This window comes from Bradyrhizobium sp. DN3, from assembly GCF_041357655.1.
GTDB lineage: Bacteria > Pseudomonadota > Alphaproteobacteria > Rhizobiales > Xanthobacteraceae > Bradyrhizobium.
Map to the genome: position 1 here is coordinate 60,741 of NZ_JAULLN010000028.1, position 23,250 is coordinate 83,990.

At 65.6% G+C, this 23,250-nt stretch carries 19 protein-coding genes; 11 read left to right on the forward strand and 8 right to left on the reverse strand.

Features of this window, described 5'->3' with window-relative positions; translation table 11 throughout:
- Positions 1-57 precede the first annotated feature (57 nt).
- Positions 58-1,254: an MFS transporter gene (locus AAE027_RS32040; RefSeq protein ID WP_370989898.1), complete on the forward strand. Its 1,197-nt coding sequence runs from the start codon at positions 58-60 to the stop codon at positions 1,252-1,254.
- Here AAE027_RS32040 and dgcA read toward each other — a convergent pair.
- Positions 1,224-2,219: an N-acetyl-D-Glu racemase DgcA gene (gene dgcA, locus AAE027_RS32045; protein WP_370989899.1), complete on the reverse strand. Its 996-nt coding sequence runs from the start codon at positions 2,217-2,219 to the stop codon at positions 1,224-1,226. The two genes, AAE027_RS32040 and dgcA, sit on opposite strands and share 31 nt — an antisense overlap.
- 143 nt (positions 2,220-2,362) lie before the next feature.
- On the opposite strand from dgcA, the gene AAE027_RS32050 reads away from it, so the two are divergent.
- From AAE027_RS32050 to AAE027_RS32060, 3 genes are read left to right on the forward strand one after another with little or no spacing between them, the layout of a single operon-like run.
- Entirely contained in the window at positions 2,363-3,496 is a 1,134-nt protein-coding gene (locus tag AAE027_RS32050; RefSeq protein ID WP_370989900.1) for an MlaE family ABC transporter permease, read from the forward strand.
- A gap of 2 nt (positions 3,497-3,498) precedes the next feature.
- Entirely contained in the window at positions 3,499-4,269 is a 771-nt protein-coding gene (locus AAE027_RS32055; RefSeq protein ID WP_162500203.1) for an ABC transporter ATP-binding protein, read from the forward strand.
- Between the two features lie 28 nt (positions 4,270-4,297).
- Entirely contained in the window at positions 4,298-5,167 is an 870-nt protein-coding gene (locus AAE027_RS32060; protein ID WP_091899101.1) for an MlaD family protein, read from the forward strand.
- Positions 5,168-5,421: 254 nt separating this feature from the next.
- Here AAE027_RS32060 and AAE027_RS32065 read toward each other — a convergent pair whose 3' ends face one another.
- A complete protein-coding gene (locus AAE027_RS32065) occupies positions 5,422-11,130 on the reverse strand; it encodes an apolipoprotein A-IV repeat region-like domain-containing protein (protein ID WP_370989901.1) in 5,709 nt (1,902 codons plus the stop codon).
- 398 nt (positions 11,131-11,528) lie between these two features.
- Here AAE027_RS32065 and AAE027_RS32070 point away from each other — a divergent pair, with 398 nt between their 5' ends.
- Both AAE027_RS32070 and AAE027_RS32075 read left to right on the forward strand, forming a co-directional pair.
- Entirely contained in the window at positions 11,529-11,903 is a 375-nt protein-coding gene (locus AAE027_RS32070) for an Hpt domain-containing protein (protein WP_370989902.1), read from the forward strand.
- 168 nt (positions 11,904-12,071) lie between these two features.
- Positions 12,072-12,392: a 2Fe-2S iron-sulfur cluster-binding protein gene (locus AAE027_RS32075; protein WP_091898497.1), complete on the forward strand. Its 321-nt coding sequence runs from the start codon at positions 12,072-12,074 to the stop codon at positions 12,390-12,392.
- A 99-nt stretch (positions 12,393-12,491) separates the two neighbouring features.
- On the opposite strand, the gene AAE027_RS32080 is transcribed toward AAE027_RS32075, so the two are convergent.
- Entirely contained in the window at positions 12,492-12,959 is a 468-nt protein-coding gene (locus AAE027_RS32080; RefSeq protein ID WP_370989903.1) for an acyl-CoA thioesterase, read from the reverse strand.
- 182 nt (positions 12,960-13,141) lie between these two features.
- Between AAE027_RS32080 and AAE027_RS32085 the strand changes: the two genes are divergently transcribed.
- From AAE027_RS32085 to AAE027_RS32095, 3 genes are all read left to right on the forward strand, one after another.
- Positions 13,142-14,170, forward strand: a complete 1,029-nt coding sequence (locus AAE027_RS32085) for an NAD(P)/FAD-dependent oxidoreductase (protein WP_370989904.1) — start codon at positions 13,142-13,144, stop codon at positions 14,168-14,170.
- Between the two features lie 105 nt (positions 14,171-14,275).
- The gene (locus AAE027_RS32090) at positions 14,276-14,872 is read left to right on the forward strand and encodes a DUF2147 domain-containing protein (RefSeq protein ID WP_370989905.1); all 597 of its coding nucleotides are present in this window, start codon (positions 14,276-14,278) and stop codon (positions 14,870-14,872) included.
- 294 nt (positions 14,873-15,166) lie between these two features.
- Positions 15,167-15,523, forward strand: a complete 357-nt coding sequence (locus AAE027_RS32095; RefSeq protein ID WP_370989906.1) for a hypothetical protein — start codon at positions 15,167-15,169, stop codon at positions 15,521-15,523.
- A gap of 57 nt (positions 15,524-15,580) precedes the next feature.
- On the opposite strand, the gene AAE027_RS32100 is transcribed toward AAE027_RS32095, so the two are convergent.
- The 3 genes from AAE027_RS32100 to AAE027_RS32110 all read right to left on the reverse strand — a co-directional run bounded on the left by AAE027_RS32100 (position 15,581) and on the right by AAE027_RS32110 (position 18,084).
- The gene (locus AAE027_RS32100; protein WP_370989907.1) at positions 15,581-15,850 is read right to left on the reverse strand and encodes a hypothetical protein; all 270 of its coding nucleotides are present in this window, start codon (positions 15,848-15,850) and stop codon (positions 15,581-15,583) included.
- A 192-nt stretch (positions 15,851-16,042) separates the two neighbouring features.
- Positions 16,043-17,407, reverse strand: a complete 1,365-nt coding sequence (locus tag AAE027_RS32105) for a sensor histidine kinase (RefSeq protein ID WP_370989908.1) — start codon at positions 17,405-17,407, stop codon at positions 16,043-16,045.
- Positions 17,404-18,084, reverse strand: coding sequence for a response regulator transcription factor (locus AAE027_RS32110; protein ID WP_370989909.1), 681 nt, complete (start codon positions 18,082-18,084; stop codon positions 17,404-17,406). The genes AAE027_RS32105 and AAE027_RS32110 overlap by 4 nt, the downstream gene beginning before the upstream one ends.
- A 339-nt stretch (positions 18,085-18,423) precedes the next feature.
- Between AAE027_RS32110 and AAE027_RS32115 the strand changes: the two genes are divergently transcribed.
- The gene (locus AAE027_RS32115; RefSeq protein WP_370989910.1) at positions 18,424-19,311 is read left to right on the forward strand and encodes a MipA/OmpV family protein; all 888 of its coding nucleotides are present in this window, start codon (positions 18,424-18,426) and stop codon (positions 19,309-19,311) included.
- Between the two features lie 6 nt (positions 19,312-19,317).
- The gene (locus AAE027_RS32120; protein ID WP_370989911.1) at positions 19,318-20,058 is read left to right on the forward strand and encodes a hypothetical protein; all 741 of its coding nucleotides are present in this window, start codon (positions 19,318-19,320) and stop codon (positions 20,056-20,058) included.
- Between the two features lie 16 nt (positions 20,059-20,074).
- Here AAE027_RS32120 and garD read toward each other — a convergent pair whose 3' ends face one another.
- Complete coding sequence (garD, locus tag AAE027_RS32125; protein ID WP_370989912.1) at positions 20,075-21,616, reverse strand: galactarate dehydratase; 1,542 nt, start codon at positions 21,614-21,616, stop codon at positions 20,075-20,077.
- Positions 21,617-21,750: 134 nt separating this feature from the next.
- Positions 21,751-23,199 carry an aldehyde dehydrogenase family protein gene (locus tag AAE027_RS32130; RefSeq protein WP_370989913.1) on the reverse strand — a complete coding sequence of 483 codons (1,449 nt, stop codon included), beginning with the start codon at positions 23,197-23,199 and terminating at the stop codon, positions 21,751-21,753.
- Between the last annotated feature and the right edge of the window lie 51 nt (positions 23,200-23,250).

Genomic DNA, 23,250 nt, shown 5'->3' on the forward strand with positions numbered 1-23,250 from the left:
ATCACCGCGCGTTACTGTAACGATCACCACGATATCGACCGAATCGCAATTGGTTTGATGCAGTCCGAATCACAAATCCCCATCGCGGCAGCGAAGAAGCGGCGATTCGCCGTGAGTCTTGCGCTGTTCTATTCGGCTGTGTTCGCGGTCTCGGGCACGCATTTGCCGTTCTTCCCGGTTTGGCTGAAGGCGATCGGCATCGACGCGGCCTGGATCGGGCTCATCAACGCGCTGCCGGCGATCACACGCTTCACCACGCTGCCGCAAGTGACCGCCTTTGCCGAAAAGCGCCAGGCCATTCGCACCGCCATGATGGTGTCGGTGCTGGCGACGGCGATCGGCTTTACCGCGGTCGGCTTGCAGCAGCAGCCGCTGGCGCTGCTCCTGATCTATGCGCTGACCTGCGTGATGTGGACGCCGACGACCCCACTGACCGACGCCTATGCGCTGCGCGGTGTCGCGCGTTACGGGCTCGATTATGGGCCGTTGCGGCTGTGGGGCTCGGCGGCGTTTGCCGCCGGCTCGCTCGCCTGCGGCTATCTCGTCGACAGCATCGCGCCGCGCGACCTGATCTGGGTCATCGTCGCATGGGCCGCCGTTGCGGTTCTCGCCAGTCTGCTGCTTCAGCCGCTCGACGATGTCAGGCGCAAGACCACCGAGACGCATGCCGGCAAGGCGCTGCTGCGCGATGTCGGCTTCTGGGCGATCATCGCCTCAGCGGCGCTGATCCAGGGCAGCCACGTCGCCTATTACACCTTCTCGGCCATCAACTGGCAGCTCCATGGGATCAGTGGGCTGACGATCGCGGGGCTGTGGACGCTGGGCGTGATCGCCGAGATCGTCGTGTTCGCGCTGTCGCCGCGCTTCTCGCTGCATCCGTCCACGATGATGGCGATCGGCGGAGCGAGTGCGGTGGTGCGCTGGATCGTCACCGCCAACGAGCCGCCGCTGGCGCTGCTCGCGATCGTGCAGCTCGGTCACGGTCTCAGCTTCGGCATGACCATCGTCGGCACCATGAATCTCCTGGTGCAGCGCGTGCCGCCGCATCAGATCGCGCGGGGGCAGGGCTATTACGCCGCGTGCAACGGTCTATTGGGCGCAACGACCTCGATCGCGTCAGGCGCGATCTACGCCCATATCGGCGACGGCCTGTACTACGTCATGGCCGCGATGGCCGCTGCCGGTGCGCTCGTGATCTGGTCGGCGCGGCACCGGCTCAAGCCTCATCCCCACAGCGAGGCGTCCGGCGGATAGACCAGGCTTTCGTCGTAACGCAGGCCGTGATCGCGATCGCGCGCCAGCAGCAGCGGGCCGTCGAGATCGACGAAGCGCGCCTGCGGCGTGACCAGCATCGCAGGTGCCATCGACAGCGAGGTCGCGACCATGCAGCCGATCATGATCTCGAAGCCGAGCGCCTGCGCGGCATCGGCCATGGCCAGCGCCTCGGTGAGGCCGCCGGTTTTGTCGAGCTTGATGTTCACGGCGTCGTAGCGTGCGCGCAGCGGCGCGAGCGACGAGCGGTCATGCACGCTCTCGTCGGCGCAGACCGCGAGCGGCCGCTTGATCCGGGCCAGCGCCTCGTCCTTGCCTGATGGCAGCGGCTGCTCCACGAGGGTGACGCCGGCGGCGGCGCAGGTGGCAAGATTGTGCTCCAGATTGGCCCCGCTCCAGGCCTCGTTGGCGTCGACGATCAGCTCGGACTTGGGGGCGGCCTTGCGCACGGCCGCGATCCGCATCCCATCGCCTTCGCCGCCGAGCTTGATCTTGAGCAGCGGCCGGTGCGCGGCCTTGGCGGTCGCCGCGGCCATGGCCTCGGGGGTGCCGAGCGAGATGGTGTAGGCCGTGGTGCATTCGCGGGGCGTCGGGCGGCTCAGCAGGTTCCAGGCCCGCCGGCCTGCCGCCTTGGCCTCCAGGTCGATCAGGGCGCAATCCAGCGCATTACGGGCAGCACCGGGCGGCATGGCGGCCTGGAGGGCCTGCCGGGTCAGCCCACCGGCCACCGCGTCCTGCATGGCCTCGATGGCCGCCAGCGTCGCCTCTGGCGTCTCGCCATAGCGGGGATAGGGCACGCACTCGCCGCGGCCGGTCAGGCCGCCCTGGCTGACCTCCGCCACGACCGTCACGGCCTCGGTCTTGGCCCCCCGGCTGATGGTAAAGCTGCCGGCGATGGGGAAGCGCTCGATTCGCGCCGCCAGGGAGGCAAATTTCATGGAAGTCATTTTGAACTCTGGCGAAATCTGAACCTGCTAGTTACCTCTAGCAACTAACAATGGGCAGTTGGGGATACCTTCTCTAGGTAAGGGCGCGTGCGCAACCATCCGATTCTATCCGTTTCCTGCGCCTCGGCACGGGAGCGGACATCTTGAGTGGCGATCCGAAGCTGGAACGGATTGCCAAGGGCAATGCGCTGGCACTCTGCGCCACCGGAACCTGGACCGCGAGCTTCGCGCCGGTCCTGGAGCGGATGGTGGCGGACGCCGAGAAGCTCGCCGGCGGCCCCCAAAGCATCTTCATCGACGTCTCCGAGGTCGCCAAGCTCGACACCTTCGGCGCCTGGCTGATCGAGCGGCTGCGCCGCAGCCTGACGCAAGGCGCCGTCGAGGCGCAGATCGCCGGGCTCTCCGCCAATTATTCCAGCCTCGTCGACGAGGTGCGGCGGGTGCGGGCGACCCCCGTGATCGACAGCAGCCCGATCACCATCACCGGCATGCTGGAGCAGATCGGCCGGACCGTGGCCGGTGTTGCCGGCACGGTGGCGGGCCTCGTCGACATGCTCGGCGCGGTGCTCGCGGCAGGCTTTCGCGTCTTGATCCATCCGCGCTCGCTCCGCCTGACCTCGACCGTGCACCACATGGAGCAGGTCTGCTGGCGCGCGGTGCCGATCATCGTGCTCATCACCTTCCTGATCGGCTGCATCATCGCGCAGCAGGGCATCTTTCATTTCCGCAGGTTCGGCGCCGATATCTTCGTCGTCGACATGCTCGGCGTGCTGGTGCTGCGCGAGATCGGCGTGCTCTTGGTCGCGATCATGGTGGCGGGCCGTTCGGGCAGCGCCTACACCGCCGAGCTCGGCTCAATGAAGATGCGCGAGGAGATCGACGCGCTGCGCACCATGGGGTTCGACCCGATCGAGGTCCTGGTGCTGCCGCGCATGATGGCGCTCGTGATTGCGCTGCCGATCCTCGCTTTCCTCGGCGCAATGGCCGCGCTCTATGGCGGCGGGCTCGTCGCCTGGCTTTATGGCGGCGTCGAGCCGGAGGCCTTCCTGCTGCGGCTGCGCGACGCCATCTCGATCGATCATTTCATCGTCGGCATCGTCAAGGCGCCGGTGATGGCCGCCGTGATCGGCATCGTCGCCTGCGTCGAAGGGCTCGCCGTGCAAGGCAGCGCGGAATCGCTGGGACAGCACACCACGGCATCGGTGGTGAAGGGCATCTTCTTCGTCATCGTGATGGACGGCGTGTTCGCCATCTTCTTCGCCTCGATCGGGATGTGACGATGGCAGGTGAGATTCAAAATCCCATCATCCGCGTCCGCGACATCACCGTGCAGTTCGGCGCGACGCGCGTGCTCGACGGCCTCAACCTCGACGTCAAGCGCGGCGAGATTTTGGGCTTTGTCGGCCCATCCGGCGCCGGCAAATCGGTGCTGACGCGCACCATCATCGGCCTCGTGCCGAAGGTCGCAGGCTCCATCGAAGTGTTCGGCGTCGACCTCGATTCCTCCAGCACGTCGCAGCGGCGAAATGTGGAGCGGCGCTGGGGCGTGCTGTTTCAGCAGGGCGCGCTGTTCTCCTCACTGACCGTGAGGCAGAACATCCAGTTTCCGATGCGCGAATATCTGCGCGTCTCGCAGCGGCTGATGGACGAGATCACCATGGCCAAGCTGACCATGGTCGGTCTCAAGCCGGAAGTTGCCGAGCGCTTCCCGTCCGAGCTCTCCGGCGGCATGATCAAGCGCGTGGCGCTCGCCCGCGCACTTTCGCTCGATCCGGATCTCGTCTTCCTGGACGAGCCGACCTCGGGTCTCGACCCGATCGGCGCCGGCGATTTCGACGAGCTGGTCCGGACGCTCCAGCGCACTTTGGGCCTGACCGTTTTCATGGTAACCCACGACCTCGACAGCCTTTACACAGCATGTGATCGCATCGCCGTTTTAGGGAACGGTAAGATCATTGCGGCAGGGTCGATCGCCGACATGCAGGCCTCGCAGCATCCCTGGCTGAGGCAGTATTTCCATGGCAAGCGCGCCCGCGCGGTCATGGGTTGAGAGCTGGGTTGGTTAGCCGGAGCACCTGATGGAAACGCGGGCGAATTACGTATTGATCGGCTCGTTCACACTGGCGGTGATCGCCGCCGCGATCGGCTTCGTGCTGTGGTTTCAGTCGCTGCACACCACCAAGCAGCGCACCCCCCTGCGCGTCGTGTTCGAGGGCCCGGCGGCGGGCCTGCGCAACGGCGGCAGCGTCAACTTCAACGGTATCCGGGTGGGTGAGGTTGTCTCGGTGAAGCTGGACAACCCGCGGCGGGTTGTCGCACTCGCCATGATCGAGAACAACGCCCCGATCCGCAAGGACACGCTGGTCGGCCTCGAATTCCAGGGCCTCACGGGGGTTGCCGCAATCTCGCTCAAGGGTGGCGACGAGGCCGCGGCCGCACCGCCGCTCGACCAGGACGGCATCCCGACGCTGACGGCGGACCCCAACAAGCTCCAGGACGTCACCGAGGCGATCCGCGGCACGCTGCAGAACATCAACAAGATCGTCGCCGACAATCAGGAATCGGTGAAGAACTCGCTGAAGAATCTGGAGACCTTCACCAACTCGCTCGCCCGCAATTCCGAGAAGATCGACGGCATGATGGCCAAGGTCGACGGCGTCATGCTCAAGGCCGATAGTCTCATGCTCGGCCTCAACACGCTCGCCGGCGGCAAGGACGGCGGCGAGCTGTTCCAGGCGGTCAAGTCGATCCGCGAACTGGCCGAGGACTTCGACAAGCGCTCCGGCGCGCTGATGAGCGACGGCCGCCGCACTCTCGGCGACATCAGCCGCGCCGTGAACAATTTTGACCGCAACCCGACCCGCGTCCTGTTCGGCGCCAGCAACTCATCGCAAGCAGCCCCGCCGCCCGAGCCGCCGAAGCCGGCGGCGGCCGAGCGCAGGCGGTAGGAGGGCGAGCAGTCATTGCGAGCGACTTGTCCGCTGTAGCTCGAAGAGCGAAAGCGGAAGCGAAGCAATCCAGACTGTCTCCGCGGAGGCAGTCTGGATTGCTTCGTCGCAAGAGCTCCTCGCAATGACGGTGCTTGTTGGGGCCGCGTAGTTCCTACCGCGCGGTAAATTGCTGGTGCAATGACAAGCCCAAACAAGAACGGAGGCCGTGAGGCCTCCGTTCTCATTCGCAATTCGCTGTTGCTATTGGCGCCTCACCCCAGCCGTCCTGCCGCGTGGGCCAGCAGCGTGTAGACCAGCCCCGTCTCCGAGATCAGGTGGCTGCGCAGCTCCTGCGGGCCGCGGCCGTCGCGGGCGACTTCGTCGAGCAGGCGTTCGAACTCCGCGACATAGCGGTCGACCGTGCCCTTGAAGTTGCGGTCGGCGCGATACTTGCGGGCGACCTCGTCGAAGGCCTTCTGGCCGGCGGGCGTGTAGAGGCGCTTGGTGAAGGCCTTGTTCTCGCCGCGCTGGTAGCGGTCCCACATCTCGGCGGCGAGGTTGCGGTCCATCAGCCGGCCGATGTCGAGCGACAGCGATTCCAGCGGATTGCCACCACCTTGCGGCGCCTGCGGCTGCGGGGCGGGTGCCGCACGGCCGCGGGGAGCCTCACGGCCGTTCGGAGTGGCAGGACCGGTGTCGGCGCGGTTGAGCAGGTCCGACAGCCAGCCGTCGCGGCCCTGGTCGCTGCCGGCAGGCGCGACCGACGGCGCCTCGGTGCGGCGTGCAGCCGGCATGCCGAGGTCCGGCGGCGGCAGCGTCGAGGCGCTGCCGGTGTCGCGCACGCGGGTCTCGGTGGCGCGGCCGCCGACGGCTGCCAGCACCGCCGGCTCGTCATGGCGCTGCACGCTGGCGCGGTTCGTCGTGGTGACGTCGAGACCGCGGCCATGCTGGGCCACGATGCGGTTGAGCTCGGCGAGGGCCTCGATCTGGTCGACGATCACCTTGCGCATCTGCGCCGTGCTCTCGGCGGCCTCCTGCGGCATCTCGAGCACGCCGCGGCGCAGCTCGTTGCGGGTGGCCTCGAGCTCGTTGTGCATCTCGAGTGCCATCTGCTTCATGCTGGAGACGAGGTTCGAGAACTTCTCGGTCGACTGCTTGAACATCACATCCGCTTCATCCGTGGTCTGGCGGTAGATGTCATGCATGGCTTCGATGGTCTGCCGGTGCTCCTCCTCGGACGCCGCGCGCACCGCCTCGAACTGGCGGGTGATTGCGGCCGAGCCTGCGCCGGCGGTCTCTGCGACGACGCGGGCGATGTCGCGGGCACGCTCTTCGGCTGCGGCCAGCGATTCATCGAGCAGGCCGGTGAAGCGCGACAGGCGCTGGTCGAGATCGGTCGTGCGCAGGTCGATCGTGGTGACGAGCGATTCCAGCGCCTGCTTGCGCTCGGCGAGCGAGGCGGTGGTGTTCTTGTTGCTCTGCTCGACGACCTGCGCGGCCTCGACGAGTGCCTTGCCATGCTTATCGAACTGGGTCGACAGCTCGCCGAGATCCTGGAGCGCCTTCGTGGTCTTGCTGTTGAAGACGTTGAGCTGGTCTTCCAGGTTCTGCGTCGCAGCGCCGTTGCGCGAGGTGACGTCGTTCATCGCCGAGACGAAGTCGGCGACGCGCGTCACCAGCGCCCGCTCGAGCGAGTTGAGGTTGTCGTGCGCACCGGTCAGCACCTCCTGGAGCAGGATGTTGCCTTCGCGCAGCCGCTCGAACAGCGCCACCGTGTCGGTACGCAGGATCTTGCTGGTCTCCTGCATCTCGGTGACGGCCGCGATCGAGACCTGGCGCGACTGGTCGATCGCCGAGCGCGAGGCCTGCTCGAGGTCCTTGAGCGACTTGCCGACCGCGCCGGTGGCGATCTCGCTCGCCGTATTGATGGCGCGGGCGACTTCCGAGCCGTTGCCCATCATGGTCTGCGAGAAGGCCTGGCCGCGCGTCTCGATCGACTTCAGCGCGTCGGAGGTGACGCGGTCGATGTCGAGCGTGAGCTGGCTGGTCTTGGAGCCGATCGCGTCGACCAGAGCGCCGCGCTTGGCGTCGATCATGTTCGACAGACGGTCGGCCTGCTGCTGCACATAGGTGACGATCTCGTCGGTCTTGCCGGTCATGGCCTGGCCGAAGCTGCTGCTGGCGGCGAGCACCGAGCGCTCGACGTCGGCCGAACTCGACTTGACCCGCGAGCTCGCCTCGTTGGAGGCAGATATCAGCGCGTTCTGGGCGTTGAGCGCGCTGGTCTGGATGTCGTTGGTCGCATTCGCGGTGGCCGCGCTCAGCGTACGCTCGATCTCGGTCGAGATCGTGCGGATTTGGCTCGCGGCATCCGCCGAGGTCGAGGTCAGCGAGGTCTGTGCCTCACGCGCGCTGTTGAGGATCGTCGAGGCGGTGTCGGCGCCGACCGCGGTCAGCGTGCGCTCGATGTCCGTGGTCAGCGACTTGATCTGGCTCGCCGCGTCGGTCGAGGCGGAGATCAGCGTGCCCTGGGCCTCGCGGATGCCGCCGGTGAGCGCCTCGATGGTGGCGCCGCCGGCGGTCGCCAGCGCGCGCTGCATCTCGGCCGCGAGCGAACGGACCTGGCTGGTCTGCTCGGCCGAAACTGCGAGCAGGGTGCTCTGGGCGTCGCGGGCGCTGGTGGTGATCGTCTCGGCGGTCGACACGCCAACCTGCGAGAGCGAACGATGCACTTCGGCCGCGAGCGACTTGACCTGGCTCGCCGCATCCGAAGACGCCGTGACCAATGTGCTCTGAGCCTCGCGGGCGCCGCTCATGATGGTTTCGGCGGTCGAGGTGCCCGCCATCGAGAGCGAACGCTGCACGTCGGAAGACAGCGACTTGATCTGGTTGGCGGTCTCGGTCGAGGCCGCGATCAGCGCGCCTTGCGCATCGCGGGCGCCGGCGACGATCGACTCCGCCGTGCTGGTGCCGGCCAGCGACAGCGAGCGCTGCACGTCGGCGGTGAGCGTCTTGACGTGGTTGGTTGCATCCGAAGAGGCGGTGACGAGCGTGGTCTGCACTTCGCGGGCGCCGGCCAGGATCGAGGCGGCGGTGGCCGAACCTGCCGCGGACAGCGTGCGTTCGACGTCGGCCGCGAGTCCCTTGAGCTGGTTCGACGCCTCGCCCGATGCGGCGACCAGGGTCGACTGCGCCTCGCGGGCGCTGGTCAGGATCGAATTCGCAGCACCGGTGCCGACCGCGGTCAGCGCACGCTCGACCTCGGTGGAGGTCATCTTGAGCTGGGCGTTGACGTCGGAGGAGACCGTCATCAGCGACTGCTGAGCGGTGCGCGCGCCGGTCTGGATGGTCTCGCTGGTGTTGACGACGAGGTTGGTGAGCGAGCGCTCGGCGTCTTCGACATGCGAGCGGATCGCGGTCGAGATCATCTCGGCGCGGGACATCATGTCCTCGCTGGCCTGGCGTCCACTGCTCTCGATGCGGCCGGCGACGGCCTCGACGCGCGAGCCGAGCAGATCCTCGAACTGCGCCACGCGCACGTCGATGTCGTTGGCGACCGAGCCGACCTTGGTCTCGATGGCCTGGTGGATCTCCTGGAAGCGCGCCGTGACGGTGTCGGCCAGATGCGTGCTGCGGCCGTCCATGATCTCGGTGACGCCGGTGATGCGGCGGTCGACGGCTTCGATCGCCTGCGCGGTGCCGTCGGTGAGGGTCGAGGTCAGCAGCGTGAGGCGCGTGTCGATCGACTGCACGGCCTGCGAGGCGCCGTTCGTCACCGCCGTGGTCAGGTAGGTGAGGCGGGAGTCGATGGATTCGAGCGCCTGCGACGCGCCGCCGGTCAGCGTCGTCGTGAGATGCGTCAGCCTCGTGTCGATCGACTGGATGGTCTGGGACGCGCCGTCGGTCAGCGAGGTGGTGAGGTGGTTGAGGCGCGTATCGATCGTTTCGATGGCCTGTGATGCGCCGCTGGTCAGCGACGTCGTGAGATGGGTGAGGCGGCCATCGATCGACTGGATCGCCTGCGCGGCACCGTCGCTCAGCGCCGTCGCCAGCGTATCGATGCGTCCGTCGATGGTTTCGGTCATGGACTTCGCGCGGCTGTCGAACGATTGCTCGAGCGCGGCGACGCGGCCGACGAGCTGTTCGTCGAAGGTCCTGATGTGGCCTTCGATCGTGCCGTCGAGGCTGGCGAACTTGCCGTTCAGGGAGGCGTCGAAGTTGCTGACGCGTTCGCCGATCGTGGTCTCGAATTGCACGAGGCGCTGGTCGAGCACGGCCGTGATCGCGCCGCCATTGGACGTGAAGCGGGTGTCGAAATTGTCGACATAGGTCTTCAGCGTCTCGGCGATGTCCTCGGTGCGCTGGCCCATGCGCTCCACGATCTCACCGCCGAAGGTCTTCACGGTGCGGTCGAATTCGGAGATGTGGCGCGTGATCAGCGCGCCCAGCGTGCCGGAGTCGCGGGCGAACTTCTCGACCAGCTCGGTGCCCTGGTTCTTCACGAGCTCGTCGAAGGCGCTCATCTGGAGCGACAGCGAATCGTGCGCGGTCTCGGTCTGGCTGACGACCTTGGCGACCAGGGTGTTGACGGTGGCGTCGAGCGCCTCGCTCGCCTTGTCGCCGCTCGTCATGATCTGGCCGGCGAGCCGGTTGCCGGCGTCGTCGATCTTGGCGGAGATGTCGTTGGAACGCAGCTCGAGCTCGAGCAGCAGCGAGTCCGACGAATTCTTCAGGGAATCGTGCACCTGCTCGGTGCGCTCGGAGATGCCGTCGACGATCGCGGCGGAGCGCTGCTCGAATTCGCCGGTGATGCGGTCGATGCGCTCGTTTAGCATCTCGTGGACGCGGTCGGCGAGGTCGACGAACTCGTCGTGGACGTGGCCGGTCTTGAAGTTGAGGCTGGTGGTCAGCCGCTCGCTGGCGTCGAGCACGGCGCGCGTGGTCTCGTTGCTGGCCTCCTCGAGGCGGTCGAGCAGGTCGCCGCCGCGCTCGCCGAGCGCCAGGATCATGTTGTCGCCGGCACTGCTCAAGGCGCTGGTGATGTGGGCGCCGCGCTCTTCCAGCGCGCCGGTGATGGACTTGGCGACCTCGTCGACGCGCGAGGCGATCGCGTCCGAGATCAGCGCGATGTCGTGGCGCAGGTCGATCTGGACCCCGGAGATTGCGCTGCGGACCTGCTCGGCCTGGCCGACCAGATTGTCGCGCTGATGCGCGATGTCCTGGAGTAGGGCGCGGATGCGCACCTCGTTGTCGGAATAGGCGCGCTCGAGCGCCGCGACCTCGTTGGCGACCAGCGTCTCGAGCTCGCCGGCGCGCGCGATCGCGCGCTCGATGCCGTCGCCCATCGCTGCGACCTCACGGCGGATGGCCTGGCCGACGGTGACCATGGAGTCGGAGGCCGAGCCTTCCGGCTCGGAGAAGCGGATGGCAACCTGCGCCATCGCCTGTGCGATCATGCGCATTTCCTGGCCGCGCCAGACGAGGCTCGCCAGGAAGTAGAACAGCATGATCGGCGCGAAGAACATCGCGATCAGGCCGGCAATGACGAGCACGCCGCCGCTCTGGCCCATGGCGGCCTGGATCGAGGGCAGGAAGCCGAACGTCAGCGCGGCGCAGGCGGCGAGCCAGACCCCGGCGAAGATGGTGGCGAAGGTGTAGACGCTGCGGGCAGGGCGGCCCTTCTGAAGCGCCTGGAGCAGCTGGCCGATGGTCTCGCGGTCGTCGTTGGCGGCGCGGCGCGAGGTGCGGGGCTCCTCGATCGGGTCGAACGCAGTCGCTCGTTCGTTGGCGGCGGGGCGCGGCTCGAAGCTCGGCTCGTCGAAGCTCGGCGGCGCGGGCGGCGCCACCGGAGGCGGCGTTTCGTTGCGCATCGCGGCGTTGCGGCTCGTATCCGCAGCGGTGTCACTGATGTTCAGGGCTTCCTGGATCGCAGAAAGCGCAACTTCTGTGGGGTCTTTGACCTTTTTCGGAGTGTTCGCCATGTTCAGTCCGAGCCCTCGTTACTTGTACGCGTCCCCCCGCGAGCCCTGCGCGCTACGCGAGCCCACAGACCGGATCATGCCGCTTGCGCGGATCTCCGAGCCGTCCCCACCCGGACGGCTTGTCCGCCAATTTCTGCAACATCCTATTGGCAGAGCGTCGCGAATGAAATGCCCGCGATTAAGACAATCTTAATCATCGTTAACAGGATCGGGCCGTAACGCCTTAGCAATAAATGCAATTCTCCACCGAACTTGGCCGATTGCGGCAACTTTTAGTCAACAAACCGGCGGATCTGCGTCAAACAGCCCAAACATTTCGTTAACCATTTTCATGCTTGGGTGGGAGGAACCTGACCGCCGGACCGGCGGGACCATCGCGCGATGCCGGGGCCTGGGTCATGACGCCTGAACTGCAACGGATGGACTGGATGCCCTCGCCCCCGCTTGCACCCATCGACAGCCCGCTCGACCTCGATCATCTCTCGCGCATGACGCTCGGCGATGCCCAGCTGGAACGGGAAGTGCTGGCGATGTTCGCCGAGCAGGCGGCCCGCCTGATTGCGGCGATGACGGCGCTGCCGGCCGAGGCCGGCGCACTCGCCCACAAGCTCAAGGGTTCGGCTCGCGGGATCGGTGCCTTTGCGGTGGCCGATGCCGCAGCCAGCCTGGAGACCGCGATCCGGACCGGCCATGGCCGGCCCCACGCCCTTGCTGCCTTGAAAGAGGCGGTAACCGAGGCCCGCACCGCCATCGAGGCGATGCTGAAGTCTTAAGCGCGGACTGTCAGAACCCGGTTCTACTCTTTTGTTTTGACGCGTTTTCTTGCCGCGAAGCGGGATCCACGTCGCGCGAAAACGCTATGGCGCCGGGCGGACCGACCCGTTATAGGACAGCCGGGACCCATCACCTTCATTCCAAGCACCGCGGCAGCACGAGCACACATGGCCAAGATTCACTTTGTCGACCACAAGGGCGAAACCCGCACGGTGGAAATCGAGAACGGCGCAACCGTGATGGAAGCCGCCATCCGCAACAGCATTCCCGGCATCGAGGCCGAATGCGGCGGCGCCTGTGCCTGCGCGACCTGCCATGTCTATGTCGACGAAGCCTGGCGCGAGAAGGTCGGCAGCCCGACGCCGATGGAAGAGGACATGCTCGACTTCGGTTTCGACGTGCGCCCGAACTCGCGCCTGTCCTGCCAGATCAAGGTCTCCGACGACCTCGACGGGCTCGTCGTCGGGACGCCGGAACGCCAGGCCTGATCTTCCCTTCAATAGGGCAGATCTTTAATAGGGCAGATCTTTCCGGAAAACCGCTGCACGCTTTGCAGCTAGCGCGGCCCTTCGGGTCCGGATCATCGATTAGGCGCGCGGCGGCGCGACCTCGATGCCGCGCTTGTGCCAGGGGCTTAGCTTCGCGACCACTTCTGCAGTGAGCGGCGTTGGCCGCCGTGACGCTTCGTCGATCATCACGCCGACCGAATTCGCCGACGCGATGCACTTTCCTTGCGAGAATACGACCTGCTCGAAGGTCACCGACGTTCGTCCGAGCTTCACCACGCCAAGGCCGAGCTCGATCGTGTTCGGCCAGTGCAGCTCGGCCCGGAAATGGATGTCGAGCCGCACCATGATCCAGGCAAGACCCGGCGGCGTCAGCCCATATTCCGGGAGCTTCATCAGCGTGACACGGCCGGTCTCGAAATAGGTGGCGTAGACGGCGTTGTTGACGTGCTGGTTGGGATCGAGATCGCCGAACCGAACGTTGTCGCTGAGGCGATAAGGGTAGTCTTCCAGGCGCGGCGTCCTATCGAGGCGGCTTGGTGCGTTCACCGATTGATCTCCGTCATATCCTTCCTCGTTACAACCCAGTTATTTTGACCCGGCAAGTGGGTGCGGCAGCGGGGCGCTCCCGCTTTTATGCCTTCCCTGTTCCATCCCCGTTGGCTAGACAGGCGGGGTCACCTCGGCCCAAAGGGCGCCGTCCAACCGATAACGACCGATAAAGAGACGACATGAGCGACGTGATCAAAACCGATGTGCTGATTATTGGCGCCGGCCCCTGCGGTCTGTTCGCCGCCTTCGAGCTTGGCCTTCTCGACATGAAGGCGCATTTCGTCGACATCCTCGAGAAGGTCGGCGGCCAGTGCGCCGAGCTCTATCCGGAAAAGCCGATTTACGACATTCCCGGCATTCCGCAGGTTTCGGGCCAGGGGCTGACCGACGCGCTGATGGAGCAGATCAAGCCGTTTCACCCGACCTTCCATCTCGGCGAGATGATCGAGACCGTGGAGAAGATCGGCGATCCCGCCTTTCGCTGCACCACCGACGCCGGCAAGGTGTTCGAATGCAAGGTGGTGGTGATCGCGGCCGGCGGCGGCTCGTTCCAGCCCAAGCGCCCGCCGGTTCCGGGGATCGAGGCCTACGAAGGCACTTCGGTGCACTACGCCGTGCGCAAGATGGAGACGTTCCGCGACAAGAACGTGCTGATCGTCGGCGGCGGCGACTCCGCACTGGACTGGACGCTCAATCTGCATCCGATTGCCAAGCGCATCACGCTGCTGCATCGGCGCGACGAGTTTCGCGCCGCGCCCCACAGCGTCGAGCAGATGCGCGCGCTGGTCGCAGGCGGCAAGATGGATCTGAGGCTCGGGCAGGTCACGGCGCTCTCCGGCGCTGATGGCAAGCTCTCCGGCGCCACCATCAAGGGCAACGACAACGCCATGACCGAAATTGCCTGCGACACCATGCTGCCGTTCTTCGGACTGACCATGAAGCTCGGCCCGGTCGCGAACTGGGGCATTGCGCTGGAGAACAATCTGGTGCCGGTCGAGACGTCGGCGTTCGAGACCAACGTATCAGGCATCTTCGCCATCGGCGACATCAACACCTATCCCGGCAAGATCAAGCTGATCCTGTGCGGCTTCCACGAGGGCGCGCTGATGTCGCAAAAAGCCCATCGTTACGTCTATCCGGAGAAGCGGCTGGTGTTCCAGTACACGACCTCATCCTCCAGCTTGCAAAAGAAGCTCGGTGTCAACTGACGGCGCTGAGCAGGGAGGCGATGCCCCATGTTTCTGGTGCTGGAACCGTTCGCGAAATCGCCGTAGTCTGCGGCCATTCCAGTCGTGGAATAGCAAGGTGATCTAATGCGGAATTTCCTGTCCAGCTCTCGGCTGCTTCCCTTCCTCGCGCTCGCGTTGTCGCTCCTTGCGGTGACACCGTCTGCGGCACAGACCGCCGAGCCTACGGCGGCGGGCCTCTGGCAGAAGGTCGAAGACGGCAAGACAGTCGGATGGTTTCTCTTCGTCGACCACAACGGCGTCTTCGAAGGCGTGATCGCTAAGACCTTTCCGCGGCCAACCGACGATCCGAACGAGGTTTGCTCCAAGTGCACCGACGATCGCAAGAACGCGCCAGTGCTCGGCATCTCCTTCGTCCGCAACATGAAGCGCGAAGGCTTGAAGTACGAAGGCGGCAACGTGCTCAATCCGCGCGACGGCCAGATCTGGAAGGCCAACATGAAGGTCAGTCCTGATGGCCAGACCCTGACGCTGCGCGGCTATCTCGGCATCGCGCTGCTCGGCAAGGACGAGACCTGGACGCGCCTGCCGGATGCCTACATGGCCCAGGTCGATCCTGCCATCGTGGCAAAATATCTCCCTGCGCAGGCCGCTGCCACGAAGCCGGCGGCACCCGCGACGAAAAAGGGCGGCGCGATGATGGCGCCGGCGCCCAAGCAGTAAGGGCGTTCCTCGCGCACTGTGCCGCCTCGTCGGCAGTAGCTCCACACATCATCATCACTCCTCGTACTGGCGGGGAAGACGGAAAGTCGGCGGCGGTCATATCCGCCGAAAGACGAACGCGCCGCGGGCCCGCTCCAGTAGTTGCCCGGAATGCAAGCTGGCGCCGGATTTGCATAGCTATCCGCAAAGCTGCTGGGGGAACGAGTCGCTGCCTTCACGCCTTTCGCCGAGCCGCGGAAGGCGGTCGGCGCGCGTTGTCCCCCCGCGGCGATCATGTCGACCCGCGGAGACGATATGCGACTTGCAAGATTGTGTGCGGCGCCATTGCTGGCCCTGACAGCGCTCTTGGCAACATCGGCGCTGGCGCGCGACGACGGGCGCTACGCCAACTCGCCGCTAAAACCCTGGTTCGAAAGCCTGCACAGCGAATTCGGACAGTGCTGCTCCGACGCCGACGGCTACGTCATTGCCGACGTCGATTGGGAATCCGATCGCGGCCGTTACCGCGTCCGCATCGACGACGAATGGGTCGTGGTGCCCGACGGTGCGGTGATCACTGTGCCGAACAAGATCGGCCGCACCATGGTGTGGAAGCACTATATCGACGGCCATCCGCGCGTGCGCTGCTTCATGCCGGGCAGCATGACGTAGACCCGCGTGTCATTCCGGTCGGCGCGGAGCGCCGAACCCGGAATGACAAAGCGAAGCTTAGTGCGCCTGGTTTTCCGAACCCGCGCTCGCGAGCCGCTTGACGCGCGGGGTCAGCACTGAAACCTGCGCGGGCGAAGCGGGCATGCCGGCGACGATCATCGCAGGGCTTGCCGACTGCTCCTCGACGCCGGCGCCGCCGAGCACCTGCACTTGCGTCGCCGAGATCGGAAACGAAGTCACTTCGTAGGAGGGAAGCTCGCTGGCAAAGGCACCGGCCGAGCTTGCAATCATGGCGCCGGCAACGGCAATTATCGAGAGAACACGCATTGGAAAAATCTCCGTGGAAGATGTCAATCGGAGGTTTGGTCGCGTCGGTGCCGGAACAGGTTCGCTCGCGCGCGAACATTCCCATCGCCGTCGACGAAAATGTGGTTGCGTGATGCGAAAGGACGAAACGCGCACGAAGTTTTTCGCGGCAATGTTTCCGGACGGTTTCGCGGAAGAGCCGACGCGCCTCGCTTAGTGCTCTTGCAGATCAAGCTGCGGAGCTTTTGCCGGCGCGCTAGCTGCGGAAAAGCGCAGGCTCATCGTCGTGCCGCGGCCGGGGACTGAGGAGATGACCAGCTCGCCGCCGTGGGCGGCCATGATCTCGCGGACGATCGACAGGCCGAGGCCCGCGCCATTACCCGTGATGTTGCCGGTTTGAAACGGCTCGACCAGCTTGTGTTCGGCGCCATCGGGCAGGCCGGCGCCGTCATCGTGAATCGAGATGCCATCGCGGCTGAGCGTGGCGACGATGCGTCGGGCGCCATGGGCATGGATGAGCGAATTGCCGACGAGATTGGCAAGCGCACTGCGAACCGCAGCGTCCACACCTTGCACCAGGAACGGACCTTCGCCGTCCTGCTCCAGCGCAAGCTCGATACCGGCGTCCAGCGCCGAGGGGCTGAAATCGGCCAGCACGTCCAGCGTGATTTGGGCAAGATCGATCGGCCGCTTCTCGATCGCATGATTTTGCAGCCGCGCCAGGTCGAGCATGGCGGAGACCAGCGAGGTCAGGCGGCGGACGTCGCGCACCAATTCGGTCCTGAGGGCCGGCTCGGGCACGTCCTCGATTTTCGCACGCAGCAGCGTCAGTGGCGTGCGCAGCTGGTGCGCGGCATTGCCGAGGAAGCGGCGCTGCATCCTGATATAGGCGTCGATCTCGCCGAAGGCGCGGTTCAGCGCCTCGACGAGCGGCTTCAACTCGCGGGGGACCTCGCTCAGGGAGATCAGACCTTGCGGCGCCGCAGGGTCGATCGCGAGCGCGCGAAGCGCGACCCGTTCGATACCGCGTGAGACGAAGCGCGCGGCCAGCGCCGCGCCGACGGCAACGGTCGCGGCAAAGGCCAGCGCCAGCAGCATGATCGAAAAGACACTGCGGATGAGAAAGTTTCTTGCCATCCGGCCGAAACGGACTTGAGGCTCGCCGACCATCATCGCGAGCTGCAGCGAACCCCTTTGCACGACGGCGAGGCAGAAGGTGCTCTTCTGGTCGAGCGTGTTGAAGACCGATGAGCCGACTGGCCCGTGATAGGGAAATGCGAAGGGGAGGGCCGGCCGGCGTTCGCTGCCGTACTCGCTAACCATGTCGCCTGCGGACACGACGTACCAGAGGTTCGGGCTGTCCGCCTTCAGCTCTTCGAGGGCGCGGGTCGGGCGCACCGTGAGTTTCTGCCCTTCGATATCGGTGGCGCGATCGAGAACGGCGACCACGACCCGGCAAGCCCTGAATTCGCGTTCCTCCATCGGATAGCGCCAGATGAAGAGGCCGAGCATGATCAGGAAGATCGTCGTCGCGGCGATGCCGAGCGACAGCGCAAAGGTTCTGGCGATCGACCTCATCGCGGTGTTGCCAGCCGCAGGATGTAGCCGATGCCCCGCATGCTGCGGATCTCGACGTCGCCGCCGAGCTCAGCCAGTTTCTTCCTCAGGCGGGAAACCTGCGCTTCGAGCGTGTTGGATTCGATCTCGTCGTCGAAGCCGTAGATCTCCTCGATCAAGGCGGCGCGGGTGATGACGCGGTCGCGGCGCATCAGCAGTGCCCCCAGGATCAGCGCCTCGCGCCGCCGCAGCAGGATCTTGGTGTCGGCGACCACCGCCTCGTTGCTGCCGAGATGCAGCTCGACATTGCCGAGCGACAGCACCGAGGGGGCGAGCAGCCGGGGCCGCCGCAGCACCGCGCGCACCCGCGCAAGCAGCTCCTGCGGCTCGAATGGTTTGCCGAGATAGTCGTCAGCGCCTCCGTTGAGCCCTTCGACGACATCCTCCTTGGCGTCCTTGGACGTCAGCATAATGATCGCAGGGCGCTCCGGCGACTGGCTCAGCGCGGTGACCACGTCGAGCGCGTCGCCGTCGGGCAGCATCCGGTCGACGATGGCGAGATCATATTTGAAATTGTCCAGCGCCTGGCGGGCATCGGCAATCGAGCCAACGAGGTCGACGACGCCGTGCAATTGCCCGAGCAGGCGGCTGACATAGGCGCCGATCTGCGGTTCGTCTTCGATTACGAGCGAGCGCACGCGGGTCGTCCCTGACTCTCCTGGGGCCATATGGCCCCGACGTTGACGCTCTCTGGCCGAAGTCGGCGGTTCGGTTCGCGCGCGAGTTCCCTTTAAGGCATCGAGCTGGGCGAATAAAAGGCAGGCACGAGCGGGCTGACTGGCGCCGACCGTCGAAGTTTTGGAGCTCGAGCGCGACCTTGCAATGTTGGGGCAATGTTCGTCCTGCGGCGCACCTGGTGCGCGGAATGTCGCGGGCACGGTCGCCCGTTGCAATCTTGGGGCAATTTTGCCGGACCAATGCTGTGGCTTCTAACCACATCAGTCGACCGGCCAGGAAGGCTGGTCCGGGGCCCCGTAATGAAGCATTTTGACGAAGCCGCTCTCCGCCTCACGGTGAATGCGCGGCTGACGACCGCCTTCCTTGCCGCACTCGGCGCGATCGTGACGATCCCTCCGTCCGCATCGGCGCAGACCGCGTTCACCCTGCCGGCGCCGCCGTTCGAGTTGCCGATGCTGCCATCGCCGTCCGGAAACTGGACCGTCATGGTCGGCATCGGCGGCGAATACACCCCTGATTTCGTCGGATCGAAGAACGGCAAGTTTCTCCCGATTCCGATCTTCACCATCCGCCGCGCCGGATCGATCGACCAGTTTCGCGGGCCGCGCGACAGCGCCAGCATCGCGCTGCTCGACGTCGGCAATTTTCGCGCCGGGCCGGCTTTCAAGTACGTCTCTTCGCGCAAGAGCGACAAATATGCCGAGCTGACTGGCCTCGGCGACGTCAAGGCCGCCTACGAGCTTGGCGGTTTCGTCGAGTATTATCCGGTCGACTGGCTGCGCCTGCGCAGCGAATTGCGCCAGGGCATGGGTGGCCATACCGGCACGGTCGCCGATGTCTCCGCTGACGTCATCGTACCGCTGATTCAAAGGCTCACCATCTCGGCCGGCCCGCGCTTCACCTGGAAAAGCACCAAGGCGACCGCGCCCTATTTCGGCGTCGACGCCGCGCAGGCGCTGGCGTCGGGATTGCCGATGTACGATGCCAAAGGCGGCGCGCACTCGGTCGGCTTCGGCAGCCAGATCTCCTACCGCATCAATCCGCAGTGGGAGGTCCATGCCTATGTCGAATACGAGAAGCTGCTCGGCGACGCCGCGGATAGTCCGCTCGTGAAGCTGCGGGGATCGTCGAACCAGATCACCGTTGGGCTCGGTGCGTCCTATTCTTTCGATTTCAGGATTCGATAGCTCGCCATGCGCCGCATTGCTTTTCTATGGATTGGCCTCGCGGCCGCTTGCGTCGCTCTCGGCGCCGCCGCGGCGTTCGAGACGCGCGCCAGCCGCCTCCAGGCGATCAAAACCGTCGGTATCGTCTCGGCGATCGGCGAGGAGATGAGCCTGACGCAAGCCGGCCTGACGGGCCTTGGCAACACCGGGCAAAGCGTCCCGATCAGCGCATGGGGGCTGGACGAGATGATCGTGCAGCAGGCGACGAGGCTGCTGAGCGGACGTTTTCGCGTGCAGCCGGTGAACTACAGGCGCGCAGCCTTCGCCGCGATCCGGGATTCGGCGGTTGCGCCCGTCAATCTCCTGCGCAGTGATCCGTTCAAGGAGCTGGTTCGCAGCGATGTCGCCCCGCAGGGGCTGGACGCCTACATCATCATTACACGAGCAAAATCGAAGCTCGGAAACGGCCGGGCCGTCGAGGGCGTAGGATTCGCGGAATACCGGACGCTGCTTGCAAACTACGGCCTGATCCACGCGCTGTACGAGGTCCGCGTGATCGACGGCAAGTCGTTCGACGTGATCGAGAAGAGGGCGGCCGCGCCGCTGGACAACACCGGGACCATGAGGATCGCCGGTCCGAGCGGCGCGATCGACGACACGTTCGACGGTCCGATGTCAAGCGAACGGTTGCGCGCAGCGATCGCCGATCTCATCACGCGCAGCCTGCCCGTCACGCTGGGCGACATGCACCTGATCGACAGTCAGTGAGGCCGGCTCGCCGGCCTCAGGTCACCGGCGCCGGATTGAACAGGGTGAGGTCGTTGTGGATGCCCCAGCGGTCCGACCACGGTTTTGTGCGGCCGCTGGCGACGTCGAGGATCAGGCGGAACAGGTCCCAGCCGGTTTCCTCGATGGTCTTCTCGCCGGTGGCGATGCGGCCCGCGTCGAAGTCGATCAGGTCCTTCCAGCGGCGGGCAAGCTCGCTGCGGGTGGCGACCTTGATCACGGGCGCGGCCGCAAGGCCGTAGGGCGTGCCGCGGCCGGTGGTGAACACTTGCAGCGTCATGCCGGAGGCGAGCTGGAGCGTGCCACAGATGAAGTCGGAGGCGGGTGTCGCCGCGAACAGCATGCCCTTCTGCGTCGCCTTCTCGCCAGGCGAGAGCACGCCGGTGATGGCAGACGATCCGGACTTGACGATCGAGCCCAGCGACTTCTCGACGATGTTGGCGAGGCCGCCCTTCTTGTTGCCGGGCGTGGTGTTGGCGCTGCGATCGGCGCCGCCGCGGGCGAGATAGGAATCGTACCAGGCCATCTCGCGCACCAGCGCGCGGCCGACGTCCTCGTTGATGGCGCGCCGCGTCAGGAGCTGGATGGCGTCGCGCACCTCGGTGACTTCCGAGAACATCACGGTGGCACCGGCGCGGACCAGGAGGTCCGCGGCAAAACCGACGGCGGGGTTCGCGGTGACGCCGGAGAAGGCGTCACTGCCGCCGCATTGCAGGCCGATGACGAGATCGGAGGCCGGGCAGGTCTCGCGCTTGCGGGTGTTGAGCACCTTCAGCCGTGCCTCGGCTTGAGTCATGATCGCATCGACGATGGCGCCAAAGCCGTCGAAGGCTTCGTCCTGCATGCGCACGATGGCATCGCTGACGCCTTCCGGCACCAGCCGCTCGGGCGCGAGTTTCTCGCAGCCGAGGCCGACGACCAAAATCTCGCCGCCGAAATTCGGGTTGAGCGCGATGTTCTGCAACGTGCGGATCGGCACCACAGCGTCGGGCGCGGTGATGGCGACGCCGCAGCCATAGGCGTGGGTCAGCGGCACGACGTCGTCGACGTTCGGGTACTTCGGCAAGAGCTCGGCGCGGATGCGTTTGACCGCATATTCCATCGTGCCCTTGACGCATTGCACGGAGGAGGAGATGCCGAGGATGTTCTTGGTGCCGACCGATCCGTCGGGATTGCGATAACCCTCGAAGGTGAAACCTTCGAGCGGCGGCAGCGGCGCCGGGACGGCGGTCGAGATTTCGAGCTTGTCGAGGGCAGGGGCCTCCGGCATGCGAATGCGGGCTTCGTCCACCCATTCGCCGGCCAGGATCGGCGACAGCGCGTAGCCGATCACCTCGCCATAGCGGATGATCGGCGCGTCTTGTGCGATGTCGACCAGCGCCGTCTTGTGTCCCTGCGGCACGAAGGCGCGCAGCGTCAGCCCGCAGGCGAAGCGGGAGCCGGCGGGAAGCCCGAAATCATTGACGACGATCGCGACATTGTCGCGCTCGTTGAGCTTGATGTAGCGGGGCTGCTCTTTCGCTGCGACTGACTGGTCCATCTGCTCTTGCCTCAGAGACTGAATCGTAGGGTGGGCAAAGGCGCAACGCGCCGTGCCCACCATGCTTCACACCGAAGATAAGCGGTGGGCACGCTTCGATTTGCCCGCCCTACGATATCTACGATGTCGGCCCATCAACCCGGATTGGTATAGGCCGTCTTCACCGCAGTGTAGAACTCGCGGGCATAGGAGCCCTGCTCGCGGGCGCCGTAGCTCGAACCCTTCCGGCCGCCGAACGGCACGTGATAATCGACACCGGCGGTCGGCAGATTGACCATCACCATGCCGGACTCGCTGTTGCGCTTATAGTGCGAGGCGTATTTCAGGCTGGTGGTGCAAATGCCGGAGGCGAGGCCGAACTCGGTGTCGTTGGAGATCGCCAGCGCCTCTTCGTAATTCTTCGCACGGATGACGGCGGCGACCGGGCCAAAAATCTCTTCACGCGCGATGCGCATGCTGTTGTTGACTTCGGTGAACAGCGCCGGCTGGAGGTAATGGCCGGGCGTTTCGCGCTTGAGCAACTCGCCGCCCCACGCAAGTTTGGCGCCCTCGTCCTGGCCGATCTTGATGTAGCGTAGGTCCTGGTCGAGCTGGCTCTGGTCGACCACCGGGCCGATATGCACGCCGGCCTTGAGTGCGTCGTCCACCGACAGGCCCTTCAGGCGTTCTGCCATCGCCGCGACGAAGCGGTCATGGATGCCTTCGGTAACGATCAGGCGCGACGAGGCGGTGCAGCGCTGTCCCGTCGAGAAATATGCACCGTTGACGGCGACCTCAACGGCGGTCTTGAGGTCGGCGTCGTCGAGTACGACCAGCGGATTCTTGCCGCCCATCTCGAGCTGGAATTTCTTCATCGGGTTCGACAGCACGCAGGCCTGCGCGATCTTGCGGCCGGTCTGCACCGAACCGGTGAAGGAGATCGCCGCCACATCCGGGTGGTCGAGCAGGGTCTGGCCGACCACCGAACCGGAGCCGACCACGAGGTTGAACACGCCGGCGGGAATACCGGAGCGGGTGATGATCTCGGCGAGCGCATGGCCAGAGCCGGGCACCAGCTCCGCCGGCTTGAACACCACCGTGTTGCCGTAGCAAAGCGCGGGCGCGATCTTCCAAGCGGGGATTGCGATCGGGAAATTCCAGGGCGTGATCATGCCGACAACGCCCACCGGCTCGCGGGTGAGCTCGACGTCGAGGCCGGGACGCACCGAGGCGCCTTTCTCGCCGATCAGGCGCAGCGCTTCACCGGCGAAGAACGCGAAGATCTGGCCGGCGCGGGCGACTTCGCCGATGCCTTCCGGCAGCGTCTTGCCTTCCTCGCGCGCGAGCAGGCGGCCGAGCTCTTCCTTGCGGGCGAGGATTTCGAGAGAAATCTTGTTCAGCGCATCATAGCGCTCCTGCGGCGTCGAGCGCGCCCAGGCGGGGAAGGCGGCCTTGGCGGCAGCGATCGCCTTCTCGGTCTGCGCCTTGTCGGCCTTGGCATATTCGCCGACGAGGTCGTTGGTGTTGGAGGGGTTGATGTTCTTCGTGACGCCGGAGCCGTCGACCCATTCGCCGCCGATGAAGTTCTTCAGGATTGCCGTCATCTCGTTCCTCCAAGTCATCTAAGGGGCATGATCCCTCTCGGAAAACCGGTA

What these genes read in the sequence shown, in the direction of transcription:
- dgcA (WP_370989899.1), bottom strand. Translation starts at nt 2,219, where the DNA reads ATGACTTCCATGAAATTTGCCTCCCTGGCGGCGCGAATCGAGCGCTTC.
- AAE027_RS32115 (WP_370989910.1), top strand. Translation starts at nt 18,424, where the DNA reads ATGAAGCATTTTGACGAAGCCGCTCTCCGCCTCACGGTGAATGCGCGG.
- AAE027_RS32070 (WP_370989902.1), top strand. Translation starts at nt 11,529, where the DNA reads ATGACGCCTGAACTGCAACGGATGGACTGGATGCCCTCGCCCCCGCTT.
- AAE027_RS32055 (WP_162500203.1), top strand. Translation starts at nt 3,499, where the DNA reads ATGGCAGGTGAGATTCAAAATCCCATCATCCGCGTCCGCGACATCACC.
- AAE027_RS32100 (WP_370989907.1), bottom strand. Translation starts at nt 15,850, where the DNA reads ATGCGTGTTCTCTCGATAATTGCCGTTGCCGGCGCCATGATTGCAAGC.
- AAE027_RS32105 (WP_370989908.1), bottom strand. Translation starts at nt 17,407, where the DNA reads ATGAGGTCGATCGCCAGAACCTTTGCGCTGTCGCTCGGCATCGCCGCG.
- AAE027_RS32095 (WP_370989906.1), top strand. Translation starts at nt 15,167, where the DNA reads ATGCGACTTGCAAGATTGTGTGCGGCGCCATTGCTGGCCCTGACAGCG.
- AAE027_RS32065 (WP_370989901.1), bottom strand. Translation starts at nt 11,130, where the DNA reads ATGGCGAACACTCCGAAAAAGGTCAAAGACCCCACAGAAGTTGCGCTT.
- AAE027_RS32130 (WP_370989913.1), bottom strand. Translation starts at nt 23,199, where the DNA reads ATGACGGCAATCCTGAAGAACTTCATCGGCGGCGAATGGGTCGACGGC.
- AAE027_RS32040 (WP_370989898.1), top strand. Translation starts at nt 58, where the DNA reads ATGCAGTCCGAATCACAAATCCCCATCGCGGCAGCGAAGAAGCGGCGA.
- AAE027_RS32075 (WP_091898497.1), top strand. Translation starts at nt 12,072, where the DNA reads ATGGCCAAGATTCACTTTGTCGACCACAAGGGCGAAACCCGCACGGTG.
- AAE027_RS32090 (WP_370989905.1), top strand. Translation starts at nt 14,276, where the DNA reads ATGCGGAATTTCCTGTCCAGCTCTCGGCTGCTTCCCTTCCTCGCGCTC.
- AAE027_RS32060 (WP_091899101.1), top strand. Translation starts at nt 4,298, where the DNA reads ATGGAAACGCGGGCGAATTACGTATTGATCGGCTCGTTCACACTGGCG.
- AAE027_RS32120 (WP_370989911.1), top strand. Translation starts at nt 19,318, where the DNA reads ATGCGCCGCATTGCTTTTCTATGGATTGGCCTCGCGGCCGCTTGCGTC.
- garD (WP_370989912.1), bottom strand. Translation starts at nt 21,616, where the DNA reads ATGGACCAGTCAGTCGCAGCGAAAGAGCAGCCCCGCTACATCAAGCTC.
- AAE027_RS32085 (WP_370989904.1), top strand. Translation starts at nt 13,142, where the DNA reads ATGAGCGACGTGATCAAAACCGATGTGCTGATTATTGGCGCCGGCCCC.